21 protein-coding genes and 1 rRNA gene (1 of these 22 running past the window's edge) are annotated in these 22,227 nt (G+C 35.8%); 8 read left to right on the forward strand and 14 right to left on the reverse strand.

Features of this window, described 5'->3' with window-relative positions:
- From rpsF to ACTT1L_RS13945, 4 genes are all read right to left on the reverse strand, one after another.
- On the reverse strand, window positions 1-291 hold the full coding sequence (rpsF, locus tag ACTT1L_RS13930) for a 30S ribosomal protein S6 (protein WP_001233779.1): 291 nt from the start codon (window positions 289-291) through the stop codon (window positions 1-3).
- A gap of 191 nt (window positions 292-482) precedes the next feature.
- Entirely contained in the window at window positions 483-1,583 is a 1,101-nt protein-coding gene (ychF, locus tag ACTT1L_RS13935; RefSeq protein ID WP_000524669.1) for a redox-regulated ATPase YchF, read from the reverse strand.
- A 115-nt stretch (window positions 1,584-1,698) separates the two neighbouring features.
- On the reverse strand, window positions 1,699-1,896 hold the full coding sequence (locus ACTT1L_RS13940) for a DUF951 domain-containing protein (RefSeq protein WP_000436051.1): 198 nt from the start codon (window positions 1,894-1,896) through the stop codon (window positions 1,699-1,701).
- 20 nt (window positions 1,897-1,916) lie between these two features.
- The gene (locus ACTT1L_RS13945; RefSeq protein ID WP_000382911.1) at window positions 1,917-2,798 is read right to left on the reverse strand and encodes a mechanosensitive ion channel family protein; all 882 of its coding nucleotides are present in this window, start codon (window positions 2,796-2,798) and stop codon (window positions 1,917-1,919) included.
- Between the two features lie 259 nt (window positions 2,799-3,057).
- Between ACTT1L_RS13945 and yyaC the strand changes: the two genes are divergently transcribed.
- Entirely contained in the window at window positions 3,058-3,654 is a 597-nt protein-coding gene (gene yyaC, locus ACTT1L_RS13950) for a spore protease YyaC (RefSeq protein WP_001020719.1), read from the forward strand.
- Between the two features lie 20 nt (window positions 3,655-3,674).
- On the opposite strand, the gene spo0J is transcribed toward yyaC, so the two are convergent.
- The 10 genes from spo0J to rpmH form a co-directional block, all read right to left on the reverse strand.
- A complete protein-coding gene (spo0J, locus tag ACTT1L_RS13955) occupies window positions 3,675-4,526 on the reverse strand; it encodes a stage 0 sporulation protein Spo0J (protein WP_001051838.1) in 852 nt (283 codons plus the stop codon).
- Window positions 4,519-5,280 carry a sporulation initiation inhibitor protein Soj gene (gene soj, locus ACTT1L_RS13960; RefSeq protein ID WP_000516114.1) on the reverse strand — a complete coding sequence of 254 codons (762 nt, stop codon included), beginning with the start codon at window positions 5,278-5,280 and terminating at the stop codon, window positions 4,519-4,521. The genes spo0J and soj overlap by 8 nt, the downstream gene beginning before the upstream one ends.
- A 189-nt stretch (window positions 5,281-5,469) precedes the next feature.
- Window positions 5,470-6,342: a nucleoid occlusion protein gene (noc, locus tag ACTT1L_RS13965; protein WP_000799029.1), complete on the reverse strand. Its 873-nt coding sequence runs from the start codon at window positions 6,340-6,342 to the stop codon at window positions 5,470-5,472.
- Between the two features lie 104 nt (window positions 6,343-6,446).
- Window positions 6,447-7,166 carry a 16S rRNA (guanine(527)-N(7))-methyltransferase RsmG gene (gene rsmG, locus ACTT1L_RS13970; RefSeq protein ID WP_001019621.1) on the reverse strand — a complete coding sequence of 240 codons (720 nt, stop codon included), beginning with the start codon at window positions 7,164-7,166 and terminating at the stop codon, window positions 6,447-6,449.
- 21 nt (window positions 7,167-7,187) lie between these two features.
- Window positions 7,188-9,077: a tRNA uridine-5-carboxymethylaminomethyl(34) synthesis enzyme MnmG gene (gene mnmG / locus ACTT1L_RS13975; RefSeq protein WP_000541033.1), complete on the reverse strand. Its 1,890-nt coding sequence runs from the start codon at window positions 9,075-9,077 to the stop codon at window positions 7,188-7,190.
- 46 nt (window positions 9,078-9,123) lie between these two features.
- The gene (gene mnmE / locus ACTT1L_RS13980) at window positions 9,124-10,500 is read right to left on the reverse strand and encodes a tRNA uridine-5-carboxymethylaminomethyl(34) synthesis GTPase MnmE (RefSeq protein ID WP_000393773.1); all 1,377 of its coding nucleotides are present in this window, start codon (window positions 10,498-10,500) and stop codon (window positions 9,124-9,126) included.
- A gap of 226 nt (window positions 10,501-10,726) precedes the next feature.
- Entirely contained in the window at window positions 10,727-11,344 is a 618-nt protein-coding gene (gene jag, locus ACTT1L_RS13985) for an RNA-binding cell elongation regulator Jag/EloR (RefSeq protein ID WP_000022804.1), read from the reverse strand.
- Window positions 11,341-12,108 carry a YidC family membrane integrase SpoIIIJ gene (gene spoIIIJ / locus ACTT1L_RS13990; protein WP_000727751.1) on the reverse strand — a complete coding sequence of 256 codons (768 nt, stop codon included), beginning with the start codon at window positions 12,106-12,108 and terminating at the stop codon, window positions 11,341-11,343. Before spoIIIJ ends, jag begins: the two co-directional genes overlap by 4 nt.
- Before the next feature lie 52 nt (window positions 12,109-12,160).
- Window positions 12,161-12,508 (reverse strand): ribonuclease P protein component, encoded by a 348-nt coding sequence (rnpA, locus tag ACTT1L_RS13995; RefSeq protein WP_000726630.1) that lies wholly within the window; start codon window positions 12,506-12,508, stop codon window positions 12,161-12,163.
- Between the two features lie 76 nt (window positions 12,509-12,584).
- Complete coding sequence (gene rpmH / locus ACTT1L_RS14000) at window positions 12,585-12,719, reverse strand: 50S ribosomal protein L34 (protein WP_000831901.1); 135 nt, start codon at window positions 12,717-12,719, stop codon at window positions 12,585-12,587.
- Between the two features lie 565 nt (window positions 12,720-13,284).
- Between rpmH and dnaA the strand changes: the two genes are divergently transcribed.
- The 7 genes from dnaA to ACTT1L_RS14035 form a co-directional block, all read left to right on the forward strand.
- Window positions 13,285-14,625 (forward strand): chromosomal replication initiator protein DnaA, encoded by a 1,341-nt coding sequence (dnaA, locus tag ACTT1L_RS14005; protein ID WP_000428025.1) that lies wholly within the window; start codon window positions 13,285-13,287, stop codon window positions 14,623-14,625.
- A 178-nt stretch (window positions 14,626-14,803) separates the two neighbouring features.
- Window positions 14,804-15,943: a DNA polymerase III subunit beta gene (gene dnaN / locus ACTT1L_RS14010; RefSeq protein ID WP_001212896.1), complete on the forward strand. Its 1,140-nt coding sequence runs from the start codon at window positions 14,804-14,806 to the stop codon at window positions 15,941-15,943.
- Between the two features lie 127 nt (window positions 15,944-16,070).
- Window positions 16,071-16,283, forward strand: coding sequence for a S4 domain-containing protein YaaA (yaaA, locus tag ACTT1L_RS14015; RefSeq protein ID WP_000821367.1), 213 nt, complete (start codon window positions 16,071-16,073; stop codon window positions 16,281-16,283).
- A 12-nt stretch (window positions 16,284-16,295) separates the two neighbouring features.
- Window positions 16,296-17,423 (forward strand): DNA replication/repair protein RecF, encoded by a 1,128-nt coding sequence (recF, locus tag ACTT1L_RS14020; RefSeq protein ID WP_000470750.1) that lies wholly within the window; start codon window positions 16,296-16,298, stop codon window positions 17,421-17,423.
- Window positions 17,424-17,461: 38 nt separating this feature from the next.
- Window positions 17,462-19,384: a DNA topoisomerase (ATP-hydrolyzing) subunit B gene (gene gyrB / locus ACTT1L_RS14025; RefSeq protein ID WP_000435993.1), complete on the forward strand. Its 1,923-nt coding sequence runs from the start codon at window positions 17,462-17,464 to the stop codon at window positions 19,382-19,384.
- 88 nt (window positions 19,385-19,472) lie between these two features.
- A complete protein-coding gene (gene gyrA, locus ACTT1L_RS14030) occupies window positions 19,473-21,944 on the forward strand; it encodes a DNA gyrase subunit A (RefSeq protein WP_001282851.1) in 2,472 nt (823 codons plus the stop codon).
- A gap of 241 nt (window positions 21,945-22,185) precedes the next feature.
- Window positions 22,186-22,227: ribosomal RNA gene (locus tag ACTT1L_RS14035) — 16S ribosomal RNA — on the forward strand (it continues 1,513 nt past the right edge of the window).

Consider the following 22,227-nt stretch of genomic DNA (forward strand, 5'->3'; position numbering starts at 1 on the left):
TTATTTTTCTTCTTCTTTAACAACGATATGACGAAGGATATCTTCGTTGATCTTAGCTAAACGATCGAATTCGTTAATCGCTTCTGCGTTAGCATTCACGTTTAAGATCATGTAGAAACCTTCACGTAAGTCGTTGATTTCATAAGCTAAACGACGCTTACCCCACTCTTTCGTGTTAATGATTTCTGCACCATTGTTTGTTAAAACACCTGCAAAACGTTCAACTAAAGCTTTTTGAGCTTCTTCTTCAACGCCAGGACGAATGATGTACATAATTTCGTACTTTCTCATTACACTTTCACCTCCTTTTGGTCTAAACGGCCCGTAATGGGCAAGGAGCAATTAATTTATAGTAATTACTCACGAGTTTAGATTATATCATAGTAAGTTAGATGAATCAACTCACCCATACATAAAAAACTTGGCAAACACATAATATATTTGCCAAGTTCATATCTTTATTTTTCCTAGGAAATATTAAATTAAACGTTGAAACGGAAATGCATAACGTCTCCGTCTTTTACGATATACTCTTTTCCTTCTAAACGAACTTTACCAGCTTCTTTTGCAGCTGTCATAGAACCGTTTGTCATTAAGTCTTCGTAAGAAACTGTTTCTGCACGAATAAATCCACGCTCAAAGTCTGTATGAATTACGCCGGCACATTGTGGTGCTTTCATACCTTGTTTGAACGTCCATGCACGTACTTCTTGCACACCTGCTGTGAAGTAAGTAGCAAGTCCTAATAAATCATATGCAGCACGAATTAATTGATCTAAACCAGATTCCTCAATGCCCAGTTCTTCAAGGAAGACTTTTTTCTCTTCCTCGTCTAGCTCAGCAATTTCTGATTCGATTTTTGCACATACAACGATTACTTGAGAATTTTCATTTGCAGCAAATTCTTTTACCATTTGTACGTATTTGTTTTCAGAAGGATCGATAACATCGTCCTCGCTTACGTTTGCTACGTATAACATTTCTTTCGTTGTCAGTAAATGAAGACCTTTAACAATCTTCATTTGCTCTTCTGTAAATTCAACAGTACGAGCTGGTTTACCCTCTTCAAAAGCTTCTTTTAAACGTACTAAAATTTCATGCTCATATACTGCTTCTTTATCCTTTTGTCTTGCTAATTTCGCAACACGTTCGATACGTTTATCAACAGATTCTAAGTCTGCTAAGATTAGCTCTAAGTTGATTGTTTCAATATCATCAATTGGGTCTACTTTACCTGAAACATGCGTAATATTTTCGTCTTCAAAACAACGAACAACTTGGCAAATTGCATCTACTTGGCGAATGTGAGATAAGAATTTATTTCCTAAACCTTCACCTTTACTCGCACCTTTTACGATACCTGCAATATCAGTAAACTCAAATACAGTCGGAACAGTTTTTTTCGGTTCTACTAATTCCGTTAATTTATTTAAACGCTCATCTGGTACTTCTACAATTCCTACGTTTGGATCAATTGTACAGAATGGATAGTTTGCAGATTCTGCTCCTGCTTGTGTAATTGCATTAAATAAAGTGGACTTCCCTACGTTAGGTAATCCAACAATCCCAGCCGTTAATCCCATATTTTTCACTCCTATGTCTCAATCTTTCATCATTATAGATAGTAACGAAAAAAATGACAAGTTTCCTCCAAACGAAAAAAAGTAACAGCTACCCACTGTAACTGTTACTTTCTCTCTATTCTTCGTGCTTCACAAGTATTTTTTTCACCTTACGATCAAACTCTCTTCGAGGAATCATTACTGAATGGTCACATCCCTCGCACTTAATGCGGATATCCATTCCCATACGAATAATCTTCCAACGATTCTCCCCACATGGGTGGGCTTTCTTCATTTCCACAACATCGTACAAGTTATACTGCTTTTGCTCCATTCTCCAAACCCCTCTCCATATTAAATTGCTTTTCCACTCACTAACTCTTCACGATTATATAAAACCATACGTGGATATGGAATTTCAATACCATGTAAATCTAGACGATTTTTAATTTCTTTACGAAGTGCCCTTGCAATAACTGCATGTTGCATCGGCTCTACTTCTGCAATAACACGTAATATAACTTCTGATGCAGCTAATGTTTGCACGCCTAATAACTGAGGCGTTGTTACCATTTGCTCATATTGTGCAGGTAATTCTTCTAATAATTCTTCAATGACTTGCTCTGCTTTTGCTATATCAGCCTCATACGAAATAGATACGTCAACAAATGCTACACTATTACTAACTGAATAGTTGGTAACCTGAACAATACTTCCGTTTGGTAAAGTATGAATTTCACCTGTCCAACTTTTCACTTTCGTTGTACGAAGTCCAATTTCTAAAACGACACCTTCAAACTGACCAATTTTCACATAGTCTCCAACTGAAAATTGATCTTCTAACAAGATAAATAACCCTGTAATAACATCTTTCACTAAACTTTGAGCACCAAATCCGACTGCTAAACCAATTACCCCAGCACCGGCTAATAAACCTGATGCATTAATATTAAACACACCTAAAATCGCAATTAACATAATGAACATAACAACGTATGCCACAATATTTTCAAGTAACTTCGCTACTGTAACTGTACGACGTTCTGAAATTTGAATTGGAGAACGACTTCCCATACGAAACGCATTTCGTACAACCGCTCTTGCAATTCGCACTACAATTGCACCAATTGTTAAAATGATACATATTTTTAATGTCGCAATTCCAATATGAGCCCAACGATCAGCATCTAATAAATACTGTTTCGTAGCATTAAACCACTTCGTTAATACATCCATGTACCTCTACCTCTCCAGCCAAAATTTCTTTTTAGTTATCCTTCTTATTGTATCAGAAGTCTCCTAATTGCTGAAAAAATTTTATGTCTTTAATTCCATTTGTTAACCGCCATGCAGGTATAAAATGGAACGAATATATATATACTAGTACTATTATTTCCGTTCTCACTTAAGTTTTACAGCAAGTACGCACTTATAGTTTTCCATTTTACTCACCATATAACATATTTTGAAAATTTATTAAAAGGATGGGTGCTTCATGAATATTGGAAGTTTTCGCTTACCTTTTTTCGAAAAAGAAACTCAAAATGTTATGCACCAAGATTTAGAAGCCTCCGAGACAATTAGTAACTTCTTACTTTCCCATATCCCTATTAAAACTCATATACCAATCATTCTCGTTTGTATCGGAACAGATCGTTCCACGGGAGATGCACTCGGTCCGTTAGTCGGTACGAAACTAGAACAAGTAGAAATTACAAACTTCCAAGTGTTCGGCACACTAGATGATCCAGTACATGCGCTAAACTTAGAGGAAAAAATTCAAAATATACAGAAAGATAATCCTACTTCATTTATAATTGCGGTTGATGCCTGTTTAGGAAAGTCTCAAAGTATCGGTTCCATCACTACCGGAATGGGACCTAGTAAACCCGGAGCTGCTATGAACAAGAAATTACCAGCAGTTGGTGATTTACATATTCATGGCATCGTAAATCTAAATGGTTTTATGGAGTTTTTCGTCCTGCAAAATACAAGATTAAGTTTAGTTATGAAAATGGCTGATGTAATCGCACAAAGCATAAAAGAAACAGACCAAAAATTATCTGTATTAAAAAAAGCAAACCATCTATAAATAATAAGATGGTTTGCTTTTTAGTTTTGCTGCGCTAATAATTCTAAAATGCGATTTAAATCTTCTTTATTGAAAAATTCAATTTCGATTTTACCTTTTTCCTTTTTTGTTTCTTTAATTTTTACCTCTGTGCCAAACTTTTCTCTTAAGAACGTTTCGCGTTCTACGAAAAATATGTTTCTCTCTTTTTTTACTTGCTTTGTTTCACGTGAAACGCGTTGATTAATCTCCTGAACAATTTTCTCTAATTGACGAACATTTAATCCTTCTTTTTCAATTCGTTTCAGTAAAGATTTCAACTGCTCTTCATCTTTTATCGTAAGTAAAGTTCTCCCATGAGCCATTGAAAGTTGACCGTTTGCAATCATATCTTGCACAAAAGAAGGGAGGCTTAATAATCGCGTATAGTTTGCAATATAAGGTCTACTCTTACCAAGACGTTTTGCTAATTGTTCTTGCGTCACATTTAGCTCATTCATTAACATTTGATATGCCATTGCTTCTTCCATTGGATTTAAATCTTCTCGTTGTAAGTTTTCAAGCAATGCAAACTCCATCATTTGCTGCTCATTTAATTGTCTTACAACGGCAGGTACTTTTTCGAGTCCCGCTTCTTTAGCAGCACGATATCTTCTTTCACCTGCAACAATTTCATATCCTTTAATACTCTTTCTAGCAATTAATGGTTGTAATATGCCGTGCTCTTTAATAGAGGCCGATAATTCCTGAATCGCCTCTTTATTAAAGTGTTTACGTGGTTGATATGGATTCGGTCTTAATTCAGTTATCGTAATCTCCTGAATTGTCTCTTCTTCTTTCACATCTAAATCAGGAAAAAACACATTGATTCCTCTTCCTAATCCTTTAGCCACCTGCAATCACTTCCTCTGCTAAATCTATATATACTTCTGCCCCTCTTGATTTAGCGTCATACTGCATAATTGGTTTCCCATGACTTGGTGCTTCACTCAAACGAACATTACGAGGGATAATCGAACGGTATACTTTATCTCTAAAGTATTTTTTCACTTCATCTATAACCTGAATCCCTAAATTTGTACGGGCATCTAACATTGTTAGCAATACGCCTTGAATTGCTAGATTTTTATTTAAGTGCTTTTGCACAAGTCGAACTGTATTTAATAGCTGACTTAACCCTTCTAGTGCGTAATATTCGCATTGAACAGGAATAATAACAGAATCTGCTGCAGTTAATGCATTAATCGTTAATAACCCTAAGGACGGGGGACAGTCGATAATAATATAATCATATTCATCACGAACTGGCTGTAATGCCCTTTGCAAACGTACTTCCCGGGAAATAGTCGGTACCAATTCAATTTCAGCACCTGCTAATTGAATTGTAGCGGGTAGAACATCTAAGTTTTCAGTTGCGGTTTTCTGTATAACCCCTTGAACATCTGCATCTTCCACAAGAACATTGTAAATACATTGATCTAATTCGGATTTTTCAATTCCCACACCCGTCGTTGCATTTCCTTGAGCATCAATATCTACAAGAAGGACCTTTTTACCTACTTGTGCCAATCCAGCCCCTAAATTAACAGATGTTGTTGTTTTTCCAACGCCACCCTTTTGATTGGCTATAGCAATGATTTTTCCCATGATGTCACCTACTTTCAACCTTTCTATCTTATTCTAGTAACAATTACGTTTATTGTAACATGAAATAAAAGTTTTTCTTTTACGTCCTTATTAAACTTCAAAATTTATTTGTAAACTCCTTCTTCATCTAACAAGAAAATATAGTAAAAGAGACCTATCCAATAGGATCAGGTCTCTAACACACCATTATTATTTTTTCTTCGGAATTTGAATTGTAATTTGATAGTACTCGTCAAACTCTTCTTCCTCAGAATTAACATTTAAACCACTGTCAGCAACCATTTGTAATGACTGCCTAATTGTATTCATGGCAATTCTCGTATCTCGACTTACTGCTTTTTGCTTTGCCTTACGCTTCGGTTTTGCTTCCTCTAGTAATTTCGCAATTCGTTCCTCTGTTTGCTTTACATTCAGTTGTTTCTCCACAATTTCCTGTAAAACCTTCAGTTGTAATTCCTCATTCTTTAAAGGGATGAGCGCACGGGCATGGCGTTCTGTAATACTTTTTTCTAATAACGCATTTTTTATTTCTTCAGGCAACTTTAACAATCGCAACTTATTTGCGATTGTAGATTGTCCTTTTCCGAGTCTTTGTGCCAATGCTTCTTGCGTTAAATTATGTAACTCAATTAGCTTTTGATATGCCACAGCTTCCTCGATTGCTGTTAGTTCCTCACGTTGCAAGTTTTCAATTAAAGCCACAGAAGCTGTTTCTGTATCATTTAAGTTTTTTATAATTGCAGGAACCTTTTCCCACCCTAACTTTGTTGCTGCACGGAAACGCCTTTCTCCAGCAATAATCTCGTACTTCTCATCCTCATATTGCCTCACAACAATTGGCTGAATAAGTCCGTGTGTACGAATCGTTAATGCTAGTTCCTCAATACGCGCGTCATCAAAAACTGTTCGTGGTTGATAACGGTTAGGGGTAATATTTACTATCGGAATTTCTTGTATTTCTTCATATACCTTTTTATCTATTTCTTCATGGCTTTCGTCTTGTAATTCGAATTCGCTCTCTTTATCTCCAAAGCCAAATAAACGAGAAAACGTATTTTTCATACATATTCCACCACCTTTAGGCCTATTGACTATTCTCCATAAAATGTTTCCTATGAAACATTTACGTTTTCATTTATATAATTTAATCTTACGTCTAATAAGATTTATTTTTCAATAGGTAATTTATTGGGTGTTCCCGGTTTGCGTGGATATTTCTTTGGTGTCTTGCGCTTTTTCTCGATTAATAAAATATTACGTTCACTTTCTTCAAATGGTAATTGGAACGTAGACATTTCTTTTAAATCCCCGCCTAGCACCTCTAAAGCATACTTGCCATTTTCAATTTCTTCGTTTGCTGCAGCACCTTTCATTGCAATGAATGTTCCCCCAACTTTTACAAGTGGTAAACACAGCTCACTTAATACTGAAAGACGTGCGACTGCACGTGCCATTACAATGTCGTACGCTTCACGTACACCTTCTTTTTTTCCAAATGTTTCAGCACGATCATGACAAAACGCGACGTCACTCAATTCCAACTTTTGTGCTAAATGATTTAAGAAATTAATACGTTTTTGCAATGAGTCTACAATCGTCACTTTTAAATGCGGGAAACAGATTTTTAAAGGAATACTTGGGAATCCAGCTCCTGCGCCAACATCACAAATTGAGAATGGTTTTGAAAAATCGTAATAAAAAGCAGCTGTAATGGAATCAAAAAAGTGTTTTAAATATACTTCCTCTTTTTCCGTAATAGCCGTTAAATTCATTTTTTCATTCCATTCTACTAATGTTTCGAAGTAGATTTCGAACTGCTCTAACTGTCTAGAAGAGAGGGTGATACCCTTCTCTTCTAGCATAGATTGAAATTGTTCTATGTTCATCTAACAATATCTCCTTACTATTTATTGGTTCGATACTCGCGCAATTTTTCCTTGTTCAATATACACAAGTAAAATGGAAATGTCTGCTGGATTTACGCCCGATATACGTGAAGCCTGCCCCACTGAAAGTGGACGAACATCTTTCAATTTCTGTCTAGCTTCTGATGCAAGGCTAGAAATCGCATCATAATCAATATCGACAGGAATTTTTTTACTTTCCATCTTCTTCATACGCTCTACTTGTTGTAAAGATTTTTCGATATATCCTTCGTACTTAATCTGAATTTCAACTTGTTCTGTAACTTCATCACTTAATTCTACTTCACTTGGTACTAAAAGATGGATATGCTCATATGTCATCTCTGGACGACGTAATAAGTCACTTGCACGTATTCCATCTTTCAATTCACTTCCACCAATATTGCGAATTAATTCTTGAACTTCAGGACGTGGTTTAATAATAATGCTACTTAAACGTTCCTTTTCCTGTTCAATTTGTAATTTTTTATTTGTAAATCGCTCATAGCGTTCTTCTTTAATTAATCCAATTTCATGACCAATTTCAGTTAAACGAAGATCCGCATTATCATGGCGTAATAATAGACGATACTCTGCACGAGACGTTAATAAACGATATGGTTCATTCGTCCCTTTCGTTACAAGATCATCAATTAAGACACCAATATAAGCATCCTCACGACCTAAAATAACTTCTTTTTTACCTAAAGAACGACATGCTGCATTAATTCCGGCCATAAGCCCTTGTCCTGCTGCCTCTTCGTAACCAGAAGTTCCGTTAATTTGTCCTGCTGTATATAAATTTTTAATTTTTTTCGTTTCAAGTGTTGGCCATAGTTGCGTTGGCACAATTGCATCATATTCAATTGCATAACCTGTACGCATCATTTCAACATTTTCTAGACCAGGGATTGTTCTAAGCATATCACGCTGTACGTCTTCTGGTAAGCTTGTGGATAAACCTTGTACGTACACTTCTTGTGTGTTACGTCCCTCTGGCTCTAAGAAAATTTGATGACGTGGTTTATCATTAAACCTTACTACTTTGTCTTCAATTGAAGGACAATATCTAGGACCTGTTCCCTTAATCATACCAGAATACATAGCTGAGCGATGTAGGTTTTCATCTATTAAACGATGTGTTTCCGTACTTGTATACGTTAACCAACATGGAATTTGATCCATAATAAACTTTGTCGTTTCAAAAGAGAAAGCGCGTGGCTTATCGTCACCTGGCTGAATTTCTGTTTTACTGTAATCAATCGTATTACTATTTACGCGCGGAGGTGTACCTGTTTTAAATCTAACAAGATCAAATCCAAGCTCCTCTAAATGTTCCGATAAAGTAATAGATGGTTGTTGATTATTTGGACCACTCGAATATTTTAAATCTCCCATAATAATCTCACCACGTAAAAACGTACCAGTCGTAATTACGACTGTTTTTGCTGTATATTCAGCACCAGCTTGCGTAATTACCCCTTTACATTCGCCATCTTCAACGATCAAACGCTCTACCATTCCTTGGAACAACGTTAAGTTTGGTGTTTCTTCAATTGTTTTCTTTAATTCATGCTGGTAAGAGAACTTATCTGCTTGTGCTCGAAGTGCACGTACAGCTGGCCCTTTACCTGTATTTAACATACGCATTTGAATATGCGTTTTATCAATGTTGCGTCCCATTTCTCCGCCTAATGCATCAATTTCACGAACAACAATCCCTTTTGCTGGTCCACCAACAGAAGGGTTACATGGCATAAACGCTACCATATCTAAGTTAATTGTTAACATTAATGTTTTGGAGCCCATTCGTGCTGCCGCAAGACCAGCTTCACATCCTGCATGACCTGCACCGATTACTATGACATCGTATGAACCGGCATTGTATCCCATTGTTTATTCCTCCTAATAATCTCTATCTTTCTGAAACATCACTATATTATTTTCCTAAACAAAATTGAGAGAACAACTGGTCAATTAAGCTCTCATGAACGGTGTCACCAGTAATTTCACCAAGTATTTCCCACGTTCTTGTTAAATCAATCTGCACCATATCAATTGGAACACCATTTTCTATCGCCTCAATTGCATCTCCAATTGTTTTTCCTGCTTGTGTTAATAATCCAATATGTCTCGCGTTAGAAACATATGTTACATCTGCAGAATCAATTGTTCCTTCAAAGAATAAATCAGCGATTGCCGTTTCAAGCTCATCTATTCCCTGTTCCTCAATTAACGACGTTGTAATAACACGATTCCCCGCTGCTAATTCTATAACACGTTCCATATCAATTGCTTGCGGTAAATCTGTCTTATTTACAATAACAATGAAATCTTTTCCTTGTACGGCACGGAATAGATCTTCATCCTCATTCGTTAAAGCTTCGCTATAATTAACGACAACTAACACTAAATCAGCTTGACTCATCATTTCTTTTGAACGCTCTACACCAATTCGTTCAACAACATCTTCTGTTTCACGAATTCCGGCCGTATCTATAAGTTTAAGTGGTACACCACGCACATTAACGTACTCTTCAATAACATCACGAGTTGTTCCTGCAATATCAGTTACAATTGCCTTTTTCTCCTGAACGAGACTATTTAATAGCGATGATTTCCCAACATTAGGTCTACCAATGATTGCAGTAGCAATACCTTCACGTAAAATCTTTCCTTGCTTTGATGTTTCTAATATTTTTGCAATTTCAGCACGAACATGTGTAGCTTTCTCAATTAAAATATTATGTGTCATTTCTTCCACATCATCATATTCCGGGTAATCTATGTTTACCTCAACATGAGCTAACGTTTCTAATATATCCTGACGCAGACGGCCGATTAATTTAGATAATCGTCCTTCCATTTGATTAATCGCTACGTTCATTGCTCGATCTGTTTTTGCACGGATTAAGTCCATAACAGCTTCTGCTTGTGATAAATCAATACGGCCATTTAAAAAAGCACGTTTTGTAAATTCACCAGGCTCCGCTAATCGTACTCCTTGCGCTAAAATAAGCTGCAATACTTTATTTACCGAAACAAGCCCACCGTGACAGTTAATTTCTACTATATTTTCACGTGTAAAAGTCCTCGGTGCACGCATAATAGACACCATTACTTCTTCAATAACCTGATTTGTATCTAAATCAACAATATGACCATAATGAATTGTGTGAGAAGGAACCTCTGTTAAATCCTTCCCTTTAAAAATACGATTAACCTTTTCAACCGCATCATCCCCACTTACTCGAACAATGGCAATTGCACCCTCTCCAAGCGCTGTGGAAATCGCGGCAATTGTATCAAATTCCATGTCCTTTCACCTCACTTGCTTATTTATCTCTATTTCAACATGATTATTTTCTTCACTAAATTATTAGAATACCATAACGAACCTATCTACAAAAGAATAATAACTCATTTTATTATGTCCTCATGTAAAAAACACTAAACTTATTCACAGTGGATAAGTTTAGTGTTTTTTAGTTATCCACACCTATTTTTCCCTCAAAAAAACCGGCACTCAATTGAGTAACCGGTCACTTGGAAGATATTACAACATGTCGATGTGGTTCTTTTCCTTCAGAAGTTGTAATGATATTTTGATGATTAGATAATGCTTGGTGGATAATCTTTCGTTCAAAAGATGGCATAGGCTCCAATACAACTCTTTTTTTCGTACTTACTACTTGTTTGGCTAATCGATAAGAAAGTGCTTCTAGCGTAGCTTTTCTTTTACTACGATAATTTTCAGCATCTAATGTGATACCAATGTACTGCTTCGTATTACGATTCGCCACAAGTTTTGTTAAATACTGTAAAGAATTCAAGGTATTCCCTCTTTTTCCAATCAAAACACCCACATTTTCGCCGTAAATTGTAAATTCAACTTCGCGTCCTTTTACAATTTTACTAATCTCAGCTTCCACACCCATATCGTGAATAACATTTTTTAAATATTCTTCACATTCTTGAATTGGATCTTTCTTCAATACAACTTCTACTACTGCAGGTCGGTTCCCAAATAAACCTAAGAACCCTCTCTTACCCTCATCGATAATATTTATATCTACTCGGTCTTTTGAAACATTTAATTGTCTTAAAGCATCCTGTACTGCCAGCTCGACTGTTTGTCCTTTAGCAGTAATTATACTCACTTGCTTGATCCTCCTGCCTTACTAGCCTTAATTTCCGGCCCTTTGATCAAGTACATTTGAGCGATACCAAAGATATTACCAACAACCCAGTAAAGTGATAATGCAGCTGGGAAGTTAATTGCAAAGATTAAAATCATGATTGGCATTAACCAAATCATCATTGCCATTTGCGGATTTTGACCAGCAGTTCCTGCCATTGCAAGTTTTTGCTGAATAAATGTCGTAATTGCCGCAACAACCGGTAAGATATAGAACGGATCTGCTTGTCCTAAGTCGAACCATAAGAATGTATGCTTACTAATTTCTGATGTTCTCATAATCGCATGGTAAAACGCGAATAAAATAGGCATCTGAACAAAGATTGGTAAACATCCTGCTAATGGATTTACACCATTTTTTTGATACAACTGCATCATTTCTTGTTGTAGTTTTTGCTGCGTTGCTTGATCTTTAGAGCTATATTTCTCTTTTAACTTCACCATTTCTGGTTGTAACGCTTGCATTGCTTTCGTACTCTTCGTTTGTTTAATCATTAATGGTAATAATGCAAAACGAATGATAAGAGTTGTAACAACAATCGCTAAACCGTAATTACTACCAAATAAGTTGGCAAAATACGTAATTAACTGAGAAAGCGGGTATACGAAGTATTCATTCCAAATTCCAGTGCTTTTTGGTGTAATTGGCTGATTTACTTCACTACAGCCAGCAGTAATCGCCATTAATACAACAACCATGGCTAGTAAACCTAATTTCTTTTTCAAAGCCTACTCCTCCTTGTATCGGTATGTATATAGTGTAATTCATTTCCTTACGCTACTTTTTTATTCTTTTCATACCAGAGCGTTTAAAGACATGAATTAAGCTTTTCTTTACTTCTTCATATGTCATCTCTGCACAAGGCTTCCTTGCTATTATAACAAAATCTTTTCCAGAATCTATCTCATCTTTTAATTCTGTGATCGACTGGCGAATCATACGTTTAATTCGGTTACGCACTACTGCATTTCCTATTTTCTTGCTGACAGAAAGGCCAATACGAAAGTTTGGCTGCTCTTCTTTATCTAGTTGATACACAACAAATTGACGATTCGCAGTCGATTTTCCTTTTTGAAAAACCGTCTGGAATTCATCATTCTTTTTTATACGATGTTTTTTCTTCATATCAATTGACACTCCTGTAGTTCATCAGCGGAAATTCACTATTATTAGAAAAAAAGACCACTGAACGATCAGTGGTCTACGCAGATAATACTTTTCTTCCTTTACGACGACGAGCTGCTAGCACTTTACGTCCGTTCGCTGTGCTCATACGGCTGCGGAAACCATGTACTTTGCTGCGCTTACGTTTATTTGGTTGGTAAGTTCTTTTCATTATATGACACCTCCCTGAGGAATATCTGTTAAAGACAGTCTTATAAATTATAGTTAATCAACTAGGAAAATGTCAATGGTTCTAGAAATTTTCATCAAATATTCATTTTGAACCTATTCACATACTTTTTCACAGACGCTATATTTCCTTGTGGATAAATGTTTTTTTCTGTTTTTTATATCCACAAACTCTTTTCGTACTTTTACACAGTATATCGTGTTGTGGACAAGTTTATTCCACAAGGTATTGATTTTGTGGATAACTTTCTTAATTTCATTGCTATAGCTACTTTTTTTTGATATTATAGTTGTGTTTTCACTTTGAATAAGTTTTCCACATCATTATCTTATCCACAATTTGTGTATAACATGTGGACAGTTTTAATCACATGTGGGTAAATGATTATCCACATTTGCTTTTTTTGTCGAAAACCCTATCTCATATACAAACGACGTTTTTAGGTTTTAAAATACGTTTCGTATAAATATACATTTTATATTTATTTAGGTTGTACATTTGTTGCGCAACCTTATTCTTTTACCATCTTAGTAAAGGAGGGACACCTTTGGAAAACATCTCTGATTTATGGAACAGCGCCTTAAAAGAACTAGAAAAAAAGGTCAGTAAACCAAGTTATGAAACATGGTTAAAATCAACGACCGCACATAATTTAAAGAAAGATGTATTAACAATTACGGCTCCAAATGAATTCGCCCGCGATTGGCTAGAATCTCATTATTCAGAGCTAATTTCAGAAACACTTTATGATTTAACAGGGGCAAAATTAGCTATTCGCTTTATTATTCCCCAAAGTCAAGCCGAAGAGGAGATTGATCTTCCTCCTTCTAAACCGAATTCAGCACAAGATGATTCTAATCATTTACCACAGAGTATGCTAAATCCAAAATATACGTTTGATACGTTTGTTATTGGCTCTGGTAACCGTTTTGCTCACGCTGCTTCATTGGCCGTAGCCGAAGCGCCAGCTAAAGCATATAATCCCCTCTTTATTTATGGGGGAGTTGGACTTGGAAAGACCCATTTAATGCATGCAATTGGTCATTATGTAATTGAACATAACCCAAATGCCAAAGTTGTATATTTATCATCAGAAAAATTTACAAATGAATTCATTAATTCTATTCGTGATAATAAAGCTGTCGATTTTCGTAATAAATACCGCAATGTGGATGTTTTATTGATAGATGATATTCAATTTTTAGCGGGAAAAGAACAAACTCAAGAAGAGTTTTTCCATACATTCAATGCATTACACGAAGAAAGTAAACAAATTGTAATTTCCAGTGATCGGCCACCAAAAGAAATTCCAACTTTAGAAGATCGTCTTCGTTCTCGCTTTGAATGGGGACTCATTACGGATATTACGCCACCAGATTTAGAAACGCGGATTGCAATTTTGCGCAAAAAGGCAAAGGCTGAAGGACTTGATATACCAAATGAGGTCATGCTTTATATTGCAAATCAAATCGATTCAAATATTCGTGAACTAGAAGGTGCACTCATCCGAGTTGTAGCTTATTCATCTTTAATTAACAAAGATATTAATGCTGATTTAGCAGCCGAAGCACTTAAAGATATTATTCCAAATTCTAAACCAAAAATTATCTCCATTTATGATATTCAAAAAGCTGTAGGAGATGTTTATCAAGTAAAATTGGAAGATTTCAAGGCGAAAAAGCGAACCAAATCAGTTGCCTTCCCTCGCCAAATTGCAATGTATTTATCACGTGAACTGACAGACTCCTCCTTACCTAAAATAGGTGAAGAATTTGGTGGACGTGATCATACAACAGTTATCCATGCTCATGAAAAAATTTCTAAGCTACTTAAGACGGATACGCAATTACAAAAGCAAGTTGAAGAAATTAACGATATTTTAAAGTAGTAGCTGAATAGTGTGAATAACTTTCCTTGTTTTACGCACAGTCTATCCACATGTAGATAGACTGTTTTTACATCCTTTAACAGGGTTATCCACATATCCACAAGCCCTATTACTATTACTACTATTTTTTATCTTTATTAATTAAATAAAATCTTATACTTACCGGAGGTTTTTCTTTATGCGTTTTACAATACAAAAAGACTATCTTGTAAGAAGTGTACAAGATGTAATGAAGGCTGTTTCTTCTCGTACAACAATTCCGATCCTTACGGGGATTAAAGTTGTCGCTACAGAAGAAGGAGTTACATTAACAGGAAGCGATGCTGATATTTCAATTGAATCTTTCATTCCAGTTGAAGAGAATGGAAAAGAAATCGTAGAAGTGAATCAATCAGGAAGTATTGTTTTACAGGCTAAATATTTTAGTGAAATTGTAAAGAAGTTGCCTAAAGAAACTGTAGAAATTTCTGTGGAAAATCATTTGATGACAAAAATAACTTCTGGAAAATCAGAGTTTAATTTAAATGGTTTAGATTCTGCAGAATATCCATTGTTACCACAAATTGAAGAACATCATGTTTTTAAGATTCCAACGGATTTACTTAAACATATGATTAGACAAACTGTATTTGCAGTTTCCACTTCTGAAACAAGACCAATCTTGACAGGTGTAAACTGGAAGGTATATAACAGCGAACTAACTGGCATTGCTACAGATAGTCACAGACTAGCTCTTCGAAAAGCAAAAATTGAAGGCATTGCAGATGAGTTCCAAGCAAATGTTGTTATTCCAGGAAAAAGTTTAAATGAATTAAGCAAAATTCTAGATGAGTCTGAAGAAATGGTAGATATCGTTATTACGGAGTATCAAGTATTATTCCGTACAAAACATTTATTATTCTTCTCAAGATTGTTAGAAGGAAATTACCCTGATACAACTCGCTTAATTCCAGCGGAGAGCAAAACAGATATTTTTGTAAATACAAAAGAATTTTTACAAGCAATTGATCGTGCATCTCTTTTAGCAAGAGATGGTCGTAATAATGTTGTAAAATTATCAACTTTAGAGCAGGCAATGCTAGAAATTTCCTCGAATTCACCAGAAATCGGAAAAGTAGTAGAAGAAGTTCAATGTGAAAAAGTAGATGGAGAAGAGTTAAAAATATCTTTTAGTGCAAAATATATGATGGATGCACTAAAAGCATTAGATAGTACTGAAATTAAGATTAGCTTTACTGGAGCAATGAGACCATTCTTAATTCGTACAGTAAATGATGAATCCATTATTCAATTAATTTTACCGGTTCGTACTTACTAAGTAAGAAATAAGGGTTGCTAGTTTTCAGATGCTAGTAGCCCTTATTTGATTTTTGGGTATTACTTTCCTAATGCTAGTTTATTTAGTACAATGAAAGAATGAACACTTTCAGAAAGTGAGCGATTTTATGAAACGTATTAAAATTTCAACAGAGTATATTACACTAGGGCAATTTTTAAAGTTAGCCGATGTAATTGATACAGGTGGCGCTGTAAAATGGTTTTTACAAGAATATGAAGTGTACGTGAATCAAGAACTTGAAAATAGAAGAGGTCGCAAACTATATGCGAACGATATTATTGAAATTCCAGGAAGCGGAAGTTTCCAAGTTCAGTCATAAAGGGGGAGCCCTTTGTTTATTTCAGAAATACAATTAAAAAACTATCGCAATTATGAAAAGTTAGAGCTTTCCTTTGAAGATAAGGTAAATGTAATTATCGGCGAGAATGCGCAAGGGAAAACGAATTTGATGGAAGCTATTTATGTTTTAGCGATGGCGAAATCTCATAGAACCTCTAATGATCGCGAGCTTATCCGTTGGGATGAAGATTTCGGTCAAATTAAAGGAAAGCTACAAAAGAGAAATAGTTCTTTGTCTTTGGAATTAAATATCTCGAAAAAAGGTAAAAAGGCAAAATTAAATCAACTTGAACAACAAAAATTGAGTCAATATATTGGCGTGATGAATGTTGTCATGTTTGCCCCAGAAGATTTAAATCTTGTAAAAGGAAGCCCTCAAGTAAGAAGACGCTTTTTAGATATGGAATTAGGCCAAATAGCTCCGGTCTATTTGTATGAATTGAGTCAATATCAAAAGGTGCTCACACAACGAAATCACTTGCTAAAAAAGATGCAAGGGAATAGTAAGAATGAGGAAACGATGTTGGATGTATTTACACTTCAACTTATTGAGCATGGTACAAAAATTTTGCAAAAACGCTTTGAATTTTTGCATTTACTACAAGAATGGGCAGCTCCAATTCATCGTGGTATAAGCCGTGGGTTAGAAGAATTAGAAATTGTCTATAAACCGAGTGTAGATGTATCAGAATCAATGGATTTGTCGAAAATAAAAGAAGTATACTATGAAAGTTTTCAATCCGTGAAACAACGTGAAATTTTCCGTGGTACGACTTTAATTGGTCCTCATCGTGATGATTTACAATTCTTCGTTAATAGTAAAAATGTTCAAGTCTTTGGTTCGCAAGGACAACAACGAACGACCGCACTGTCCCTAAAATTAGCTGAAATTGAATTGATTTACTCAGAAGTTAAAGAATATCCGATTCTTCTATTGGATGATGTATTATCAGAATTAGATGATTATCGTCAATCGCATCTGTTAAATACAATTCAAGGAAAAGTGCAAACATTTGTGACAACGACGAGTGTCGACGGAATTGAACACGAAACATTAAAAGAAGCGAAAACAATTCATGTAACGAACGGCACGGTAGATTGTGAAATAGATAGGGCGTAATCCCTGTTTAAATGGAAAAGTAGGTGATCTTTGTGTCAATGGAACAAAAGCAAATGCAAGAAAATTCATATGATGAAAGTCAAATACAGGTACTTGAAGGGCTAGAAGCAGTTCGAAAACGCCCTGGTATGTATATTGGATCTACAAGCGGAAAAGGACTTCACCATCTTGTATGGGAAATCGTCGATAATAGTATTGATGAAGCACTTGCAGGGTACTGTGATGAAATTAACGTTAGTATCGAAGAAGATAATAGTATTCGTGTAACGGATAATGGACGTGGTATTCCAGTTGGTATACAAGAAAAAATGGGACGTCCTGCTGTAGAGGTTATTATGACCGTTCTTCATGCTGGTGGTAAGTTTGGCGGCGGTGGTTATAAAGTTTCTGGTGGTTTGCATGGTGTTGGGGCATCTGTAGTAAATGCCCTATCAACAGAACTAGAGGTATTTGTACATCGTGAAGGTAAAATCCATTATCAAAAATACGAAAGAGGTATTCCAGTTGCGGATTTAAAAGTCATTGGTGACACAGATCAAACAGGAACGATAACTCGATTTAAACCAGATCCAGAAATTTTTCAGGAAACAACAGTATACGAATTTGATACGCTCGCAACTCGTATGCGTGAATTAGCATTTTTAAATCGTAATATTAAATTAACAATTGAAGATAAACGTGAACATAAGCAAAAGAAAGAATTCCATTATGAAGGTGGAATTAAATCATACGTCGAGCATTTAAATCGCTCAAAACAACCAATCCATGAAGAACCTGTATATGTAGAAGGATCAAAAGATGGTATTCAAGTTGAGGTTTCCTTACAGTATAACGAAGGATATACAAATAATATTTACTCATTTACGAATAACATTCATACGTATGAAGGTGGAACACATGAAGTAGGGTTTAAAACAGCTTTAACTCGTGTGATTAACGATTATGGACGTAAAAATAGTATTTTAAAAGATGCAGACAGTAACTTAACGGGTGAGGATGTTCGTGAAGGTTTAACTGCAATTGTATCAATTAAACATCCAAACCCACAATTTGAAGGACAAACGAAGACGAAACTTGGGAATAGTGAAGCAAGAACGATTACAGAGTCTGTGTTTTCAGAGGCATTTGAAAAGTTCTTACTAGAAAACCCGAATGTTGCACGAAAAATCGTAGAAAAAGGTACGATGGCAGCACGTGCACGTGTTGCAGCGAAAAAAGCACGTGAATTGACACGCCGCAAGAGCGCATTAGAAGTTTCAAGTTTACCTGGTAAATTAGCAGATTGCTCTTCGAAAGATCCAGCAATTAGTGAAATTTACATTGTAGAGGGTGACTCTGCCGGTGGATCAGCAAAACAAGGGCGTGATCGTCACTTCCAAGCGATTTTACCGCTAAAAGGTAAAATTATTAACGTTGAAAAAGCAAGATTGGATAAAATTTTATCTAACGATGAAGTGCGTACAATTATTACTGCAATTGGTACGAACATTGGCGGCGATTTTGATATCGAGAAAGCTCGTTATCATAAAGTTATTATTATGACGGATGCCGACGTAGATGGTGCGCATATTCGTACCCTATTATTAACGTTCTTCTATCGTTATATGCGTCAAATTATTGAACATGGTTATATCTATATTGCACAGCCACCGTTGTTTAAAGTACAACAAGGTAAAAAAATTCAATATGCTTATAATGAGAAAGAGCTTGAAAAGATTTTAGCTGAATTACCAGCTCAACCTAAACCTGGTATCCAACGTTACAAAGGTTTAGGAGAAATGAACCCAACCCAGCTTTGGGAAACGACAATGGACCCAGAAGTGCGTTCATTACTTCAAGTTTCCCTTCAAGATGCAATTGAGGCAGATGAAACATTTGAAATTTTAATGGGGGATAAAGTAGAGCCACGTCGTAACTTTATCCAAGAAAATGCAAAATACGTGAAAAACCTTGATATTTAAATGAGTAATGACAGGAATCTGAGTATTCCTGTCTTCTACATATAAATCAATGTATGTGTAACGGAAATGTAAGAGGAGGTGCTCGTTGATGTCAGACAATCAACAACAAGCACGAATTCGAGAAATTAATATTAGTCATGAAATGCGTACCTCATTTTTAGATTACGCAATGAGTGTTATCGTATCTCGTGCATTACCAGATGTTCGTGATGGATTAAAACCTGTGCATCGTAGGGTTTTATATGCGATGAATGATTTAGGAATTACGGCTGATAAAGCGTATAAGAAATCAGCACGTATTGTTGGTGAAGTAATCGGTAAGTATCACCCTCATGGTGATTCAGCTGTTTATGAAACGATGGTACGTATGGCGCAAGATTTCAGTCAACGTTATATGCTTGTTGATGGGCATGGTAACTTTGGATCTGTCGATGGAGATTCAGCGGCAGCAATGCGTTATACAGAAGCAAGAATGTCTAAGATTTCTATGGAATTAATACGTGATATTTCAAAAAATACGATTGATTATCAAGATAACTATGATGGTTCTGAAAGAGAGCCCATTGTATTACCAGCGCGTTTTCCTAACTTACTAGTAAATGGTACGACAGGTATTGCAGTTGGTATGGCAACGAATATTCCGCCGCATCAACTTGGCGAAGTAATTGATGGGGTATTGGCATTAAGTCATAATCCTGATATTACTATTGCAGAATTAATGGAGTGCATTCCAGGACCAGATTTCCCGACGGCAGGTTTAATTTTAGGAAGAAGTGGTATTCGTAGAGCGTATGAAACAGGACGCGGTTCTATTATACTTCGTGCTAAAGTTGAAATTGAGGAGAAGTCAAATGGCAAACAATCTATTATCGTAACGGAACTACCTTATCAAGTAAATAAGGCGCGATTAATTGAAAAAATTGCAGAATTAGTTCGCGATAAGAAAATTGAAGGTATTACAGATTTACGTGATGAATCAGATCGAAATGGTATGCGTATTGTTATGGAAGTACGTCGTGATGCCAATGCTAATGTATTATTAAATAACTTATATAAACATACAGCACTTCAAACAAGTTTCGGTATTAACATGCTGTCTCTTGTAAATGGAGAGCCACAAGTGCTGAACTTAAAACAAAATTTATATCATTACTTGGAACATCAAAAGGTAGTAATTCGTAGACGTACAGCTTATGAACTAGAAAAAGCAGAAGCGCGTGCTCATATTTTAGAAGGATTACGAATTGCCTTAGACCATCTGGATGAAGTTATTACATTAATTCGTAGTTCGAAAACAGCGGAAATTGCAAAGCAAGGTTTAATGGAACGTTTCGGCTTAAGTGAAAAACAAGCGCAAGCTATTTTAGATATGCGTTTGCAACGTTTAACAGGTTTAGAACGCGAAAAGATTGAACAAGAATATCAGGACTTAATGAAGTTAATCGCTGAATTAAAAGCAATCTTAGCAGATGAAGAAAAGGTTCTTGAGATTATTCGTGAAGAATTAACGGAAGTAAAAGAGCGCTTCAATGATAAGAGACGCACAGAAATTACAATTGGTGGTATGGAGTCTATTGAAGATGAAGACTTGATTCCAGAACAAAATATCGCCATTACGTTAACTCATAATGGTTATATTAAGAGGTTACCAGCTTCCACGTATAAAACACAGAACCGTGGTGGACGTGGTGTGCAAGGAATGGGGACAAATGATGATGATTTCGTAGAGCATTTATTAACTACTTCTACGCATGATCATATTCTATTCTTCACTAATAAGGGGAAAGTATACCGTACGAAAGGATATGAAATCCCAGAGTATAGTCGTACAGCGAAAGGTATACCTATTATTAACCTATTAGGTGTAGATAAGGGTGAATGGATTAACGCCATTATTCCAATTCGTGAATTTGGTGACGATGAATTCTTATTCTTCACAACAAAACAAGGTATCTCTAAGAGAACACCACTTTCATCATTTGCAAATATCCGTACGAATGGTTTAATTGCAATCTCTCTTCGTGAAGAGGATGAAGTAATATCTGTACGTTTAACATCTGGTGATAAGGATATTATTGTAGGAACAAGCAATGGTATGTTAATTCGTTTTAACGAGCAAGATGTGCGTTCTATGGGACGTAACGCGGCTGGTGTAAAAGCAATTACATTAGGTGAAGAAGATCAAGTTGTAGGTATGGAAATTGTCGAAGAGGATGTAAATGTTTTAATTGTAACGAAAAATGGTTATGGAAAACGTACGCCAATTGATGAATACCGTCTACAAAGCCGTGGTGGTAAAGGTCTGAAGACTTGTAATATTACAGATAAAAACGGGAAATTAGTAGCTGTTAAATCTGTAACAGGTGAAGAAGATATTATGTTAATTACAGCAGCGGGTGTTATTATTCGTATGCCAGTTGATCAAATCTCTCAAATGGGACGTAATACACAAGGTGTTCGTCTAATTCGATTAGAGGATGAGCAAGAGGTAGCGACAGTAGCAAAAGCACAAAAAGATGATGAGGAAGAAACGAGCGAAGAGGTTTCTTCAGAAGAATAAGAGGGGAGATATCTCCCCTCTTTATTTTTTTATAATAATACTTGCATAGGGAAGGGAAAGCCTATATAATAGGCAGAGTCAGCAAATGAGAGATATAAGTTATCGAAAAAACTTGTTGACGAAAATAATATACTATGATATATTATAAAAGTCGCTGAAACGCGATGTTGAACTTTGAAAACTAAACGAAACAAACAACGTGAAACGTCAATTTTTATTTTAGATGCTAGACAAACTAACTTTATTGGAGAGTTTGATCCTGGCTCAGGATGAACGCTGGCGG

It is taken from the genome of Bacillus sp. FH (assembly GCF_052216825.1).
Classification (GTDB): Bacteria; Bacillota; Bacilli; order Bacillales; family Bacillaceae_G; genus Bacillus_A; species Bacillus_A paranthracis.

Excerpts from the sequence above, each read along its gene's own strand:
- ACTT1L_RS13940 (WP_000436051.1), bottom strand. The coding sequence starts at position 1,896 with ATGGAGCAAAAGCAGTATAACTTGTACGATGTTGTGGAAATGAAGAAA.
- noc (WP_000799029.1), bottom strand. The coding sequence starts at position 6,342 with ATGAAAAATACGTTTTCTCGTTTATTTGGCTTTGGAGATAAAGAGAGC.
- rnpA (WP_000726630.1), bottom strand. The coding sequence starts at position 12,508 with ATGAAGAAAAAACATCGTATAAAAAAGAATGATGAATTCCAGACGGTT.
- gyrB (WP_000435993.1), top strand. The coding sequence starts at position 17,462 with ATGGAACAAAAGCAAATGCAAGAAAATTCATATGATGAAAGTCAAATA.
- dnaN (WP_001212896.1), top strand. The coding sequence starts at position 14,804 with ATGCGTTTTACAATACAAAAAGACTATCTTGTAAGAAGTGTACAAGAT.
- soj (WP_000516114.1), bottom strand. The coding sequence starts at position 5,280 with ATGGGAAAAATCATTGCTATAGCCAATCAAAAGGGTGGCGTTGGAAAA.
- rpmH (WP_000831901.1), bottom strand. The coding sequence starts at position 12,719 with ATGAAAAGAACTTACCAACCAAATAAACGTAAGCGCAGCAAAGTACAT.
- ACTT1L_RS13945 (WP_000382911.1), bottom strand. The coding sequence starts at position 2,798 with ATGGATGTATTAACGAAGTGGTTTAATGCTACGAAACAGTATTTATTA.
- yaaA (WP_000821367.1), top strand. The coding sequence starts at position 16,071 with ATGAAACGTATTAAAATTTCAACAGAGTATATTACACTAGGGCAATTT.
- mnmG (WP_000541033.1), bottom strand. The coding sequence starts at position 9,077 with ATGGGATACAATGCCGGTTCATACGATGTCATAGTAATCGGTGCAGGT.
- ychF (WP_000524669.1), bottom strand. The coding sequence starts at position 1,583 with ATGGGATTAACGGCTGGGATTGTTGGATTACCTAACGTAGGGAAGTCC.
- rsmG (WP_001019621.1), bottom strand. The coding sequence starts at position 7,166 with ATGAACATAGAACAATTTCAATCTATGCTAGAAGAGAAGGGTATCACC.
- rpsF (WP_001233779.1), bottom strand. The coding sequence starts at position 291 with ATGAGAAAGTACGAAATTATGTACATCATTCGTCCTGGCGTTGAAGAA.
- gyrA (WP_001282851.1), top strand. The coding sequence starts at position 19,473 with ATGTCAGACAATCAACAACAAGCACGAATTCGAGAAATTAATATTAGT.
- yyaC (WP_001020719.1), top strand. The coding sequence starts at position 3,058 with ATGAATATTGGAAGTTTTCGCTTACCTTTTTTCGAAAAAGAAACTCAA.
- mnmE (WP_000393773.1), bottom strand. The coding sequence starts at position 10,500 with ATGGAATTTGATACAATTGCCGCGATTTCCACAGCGCTTGGAGAGGGT.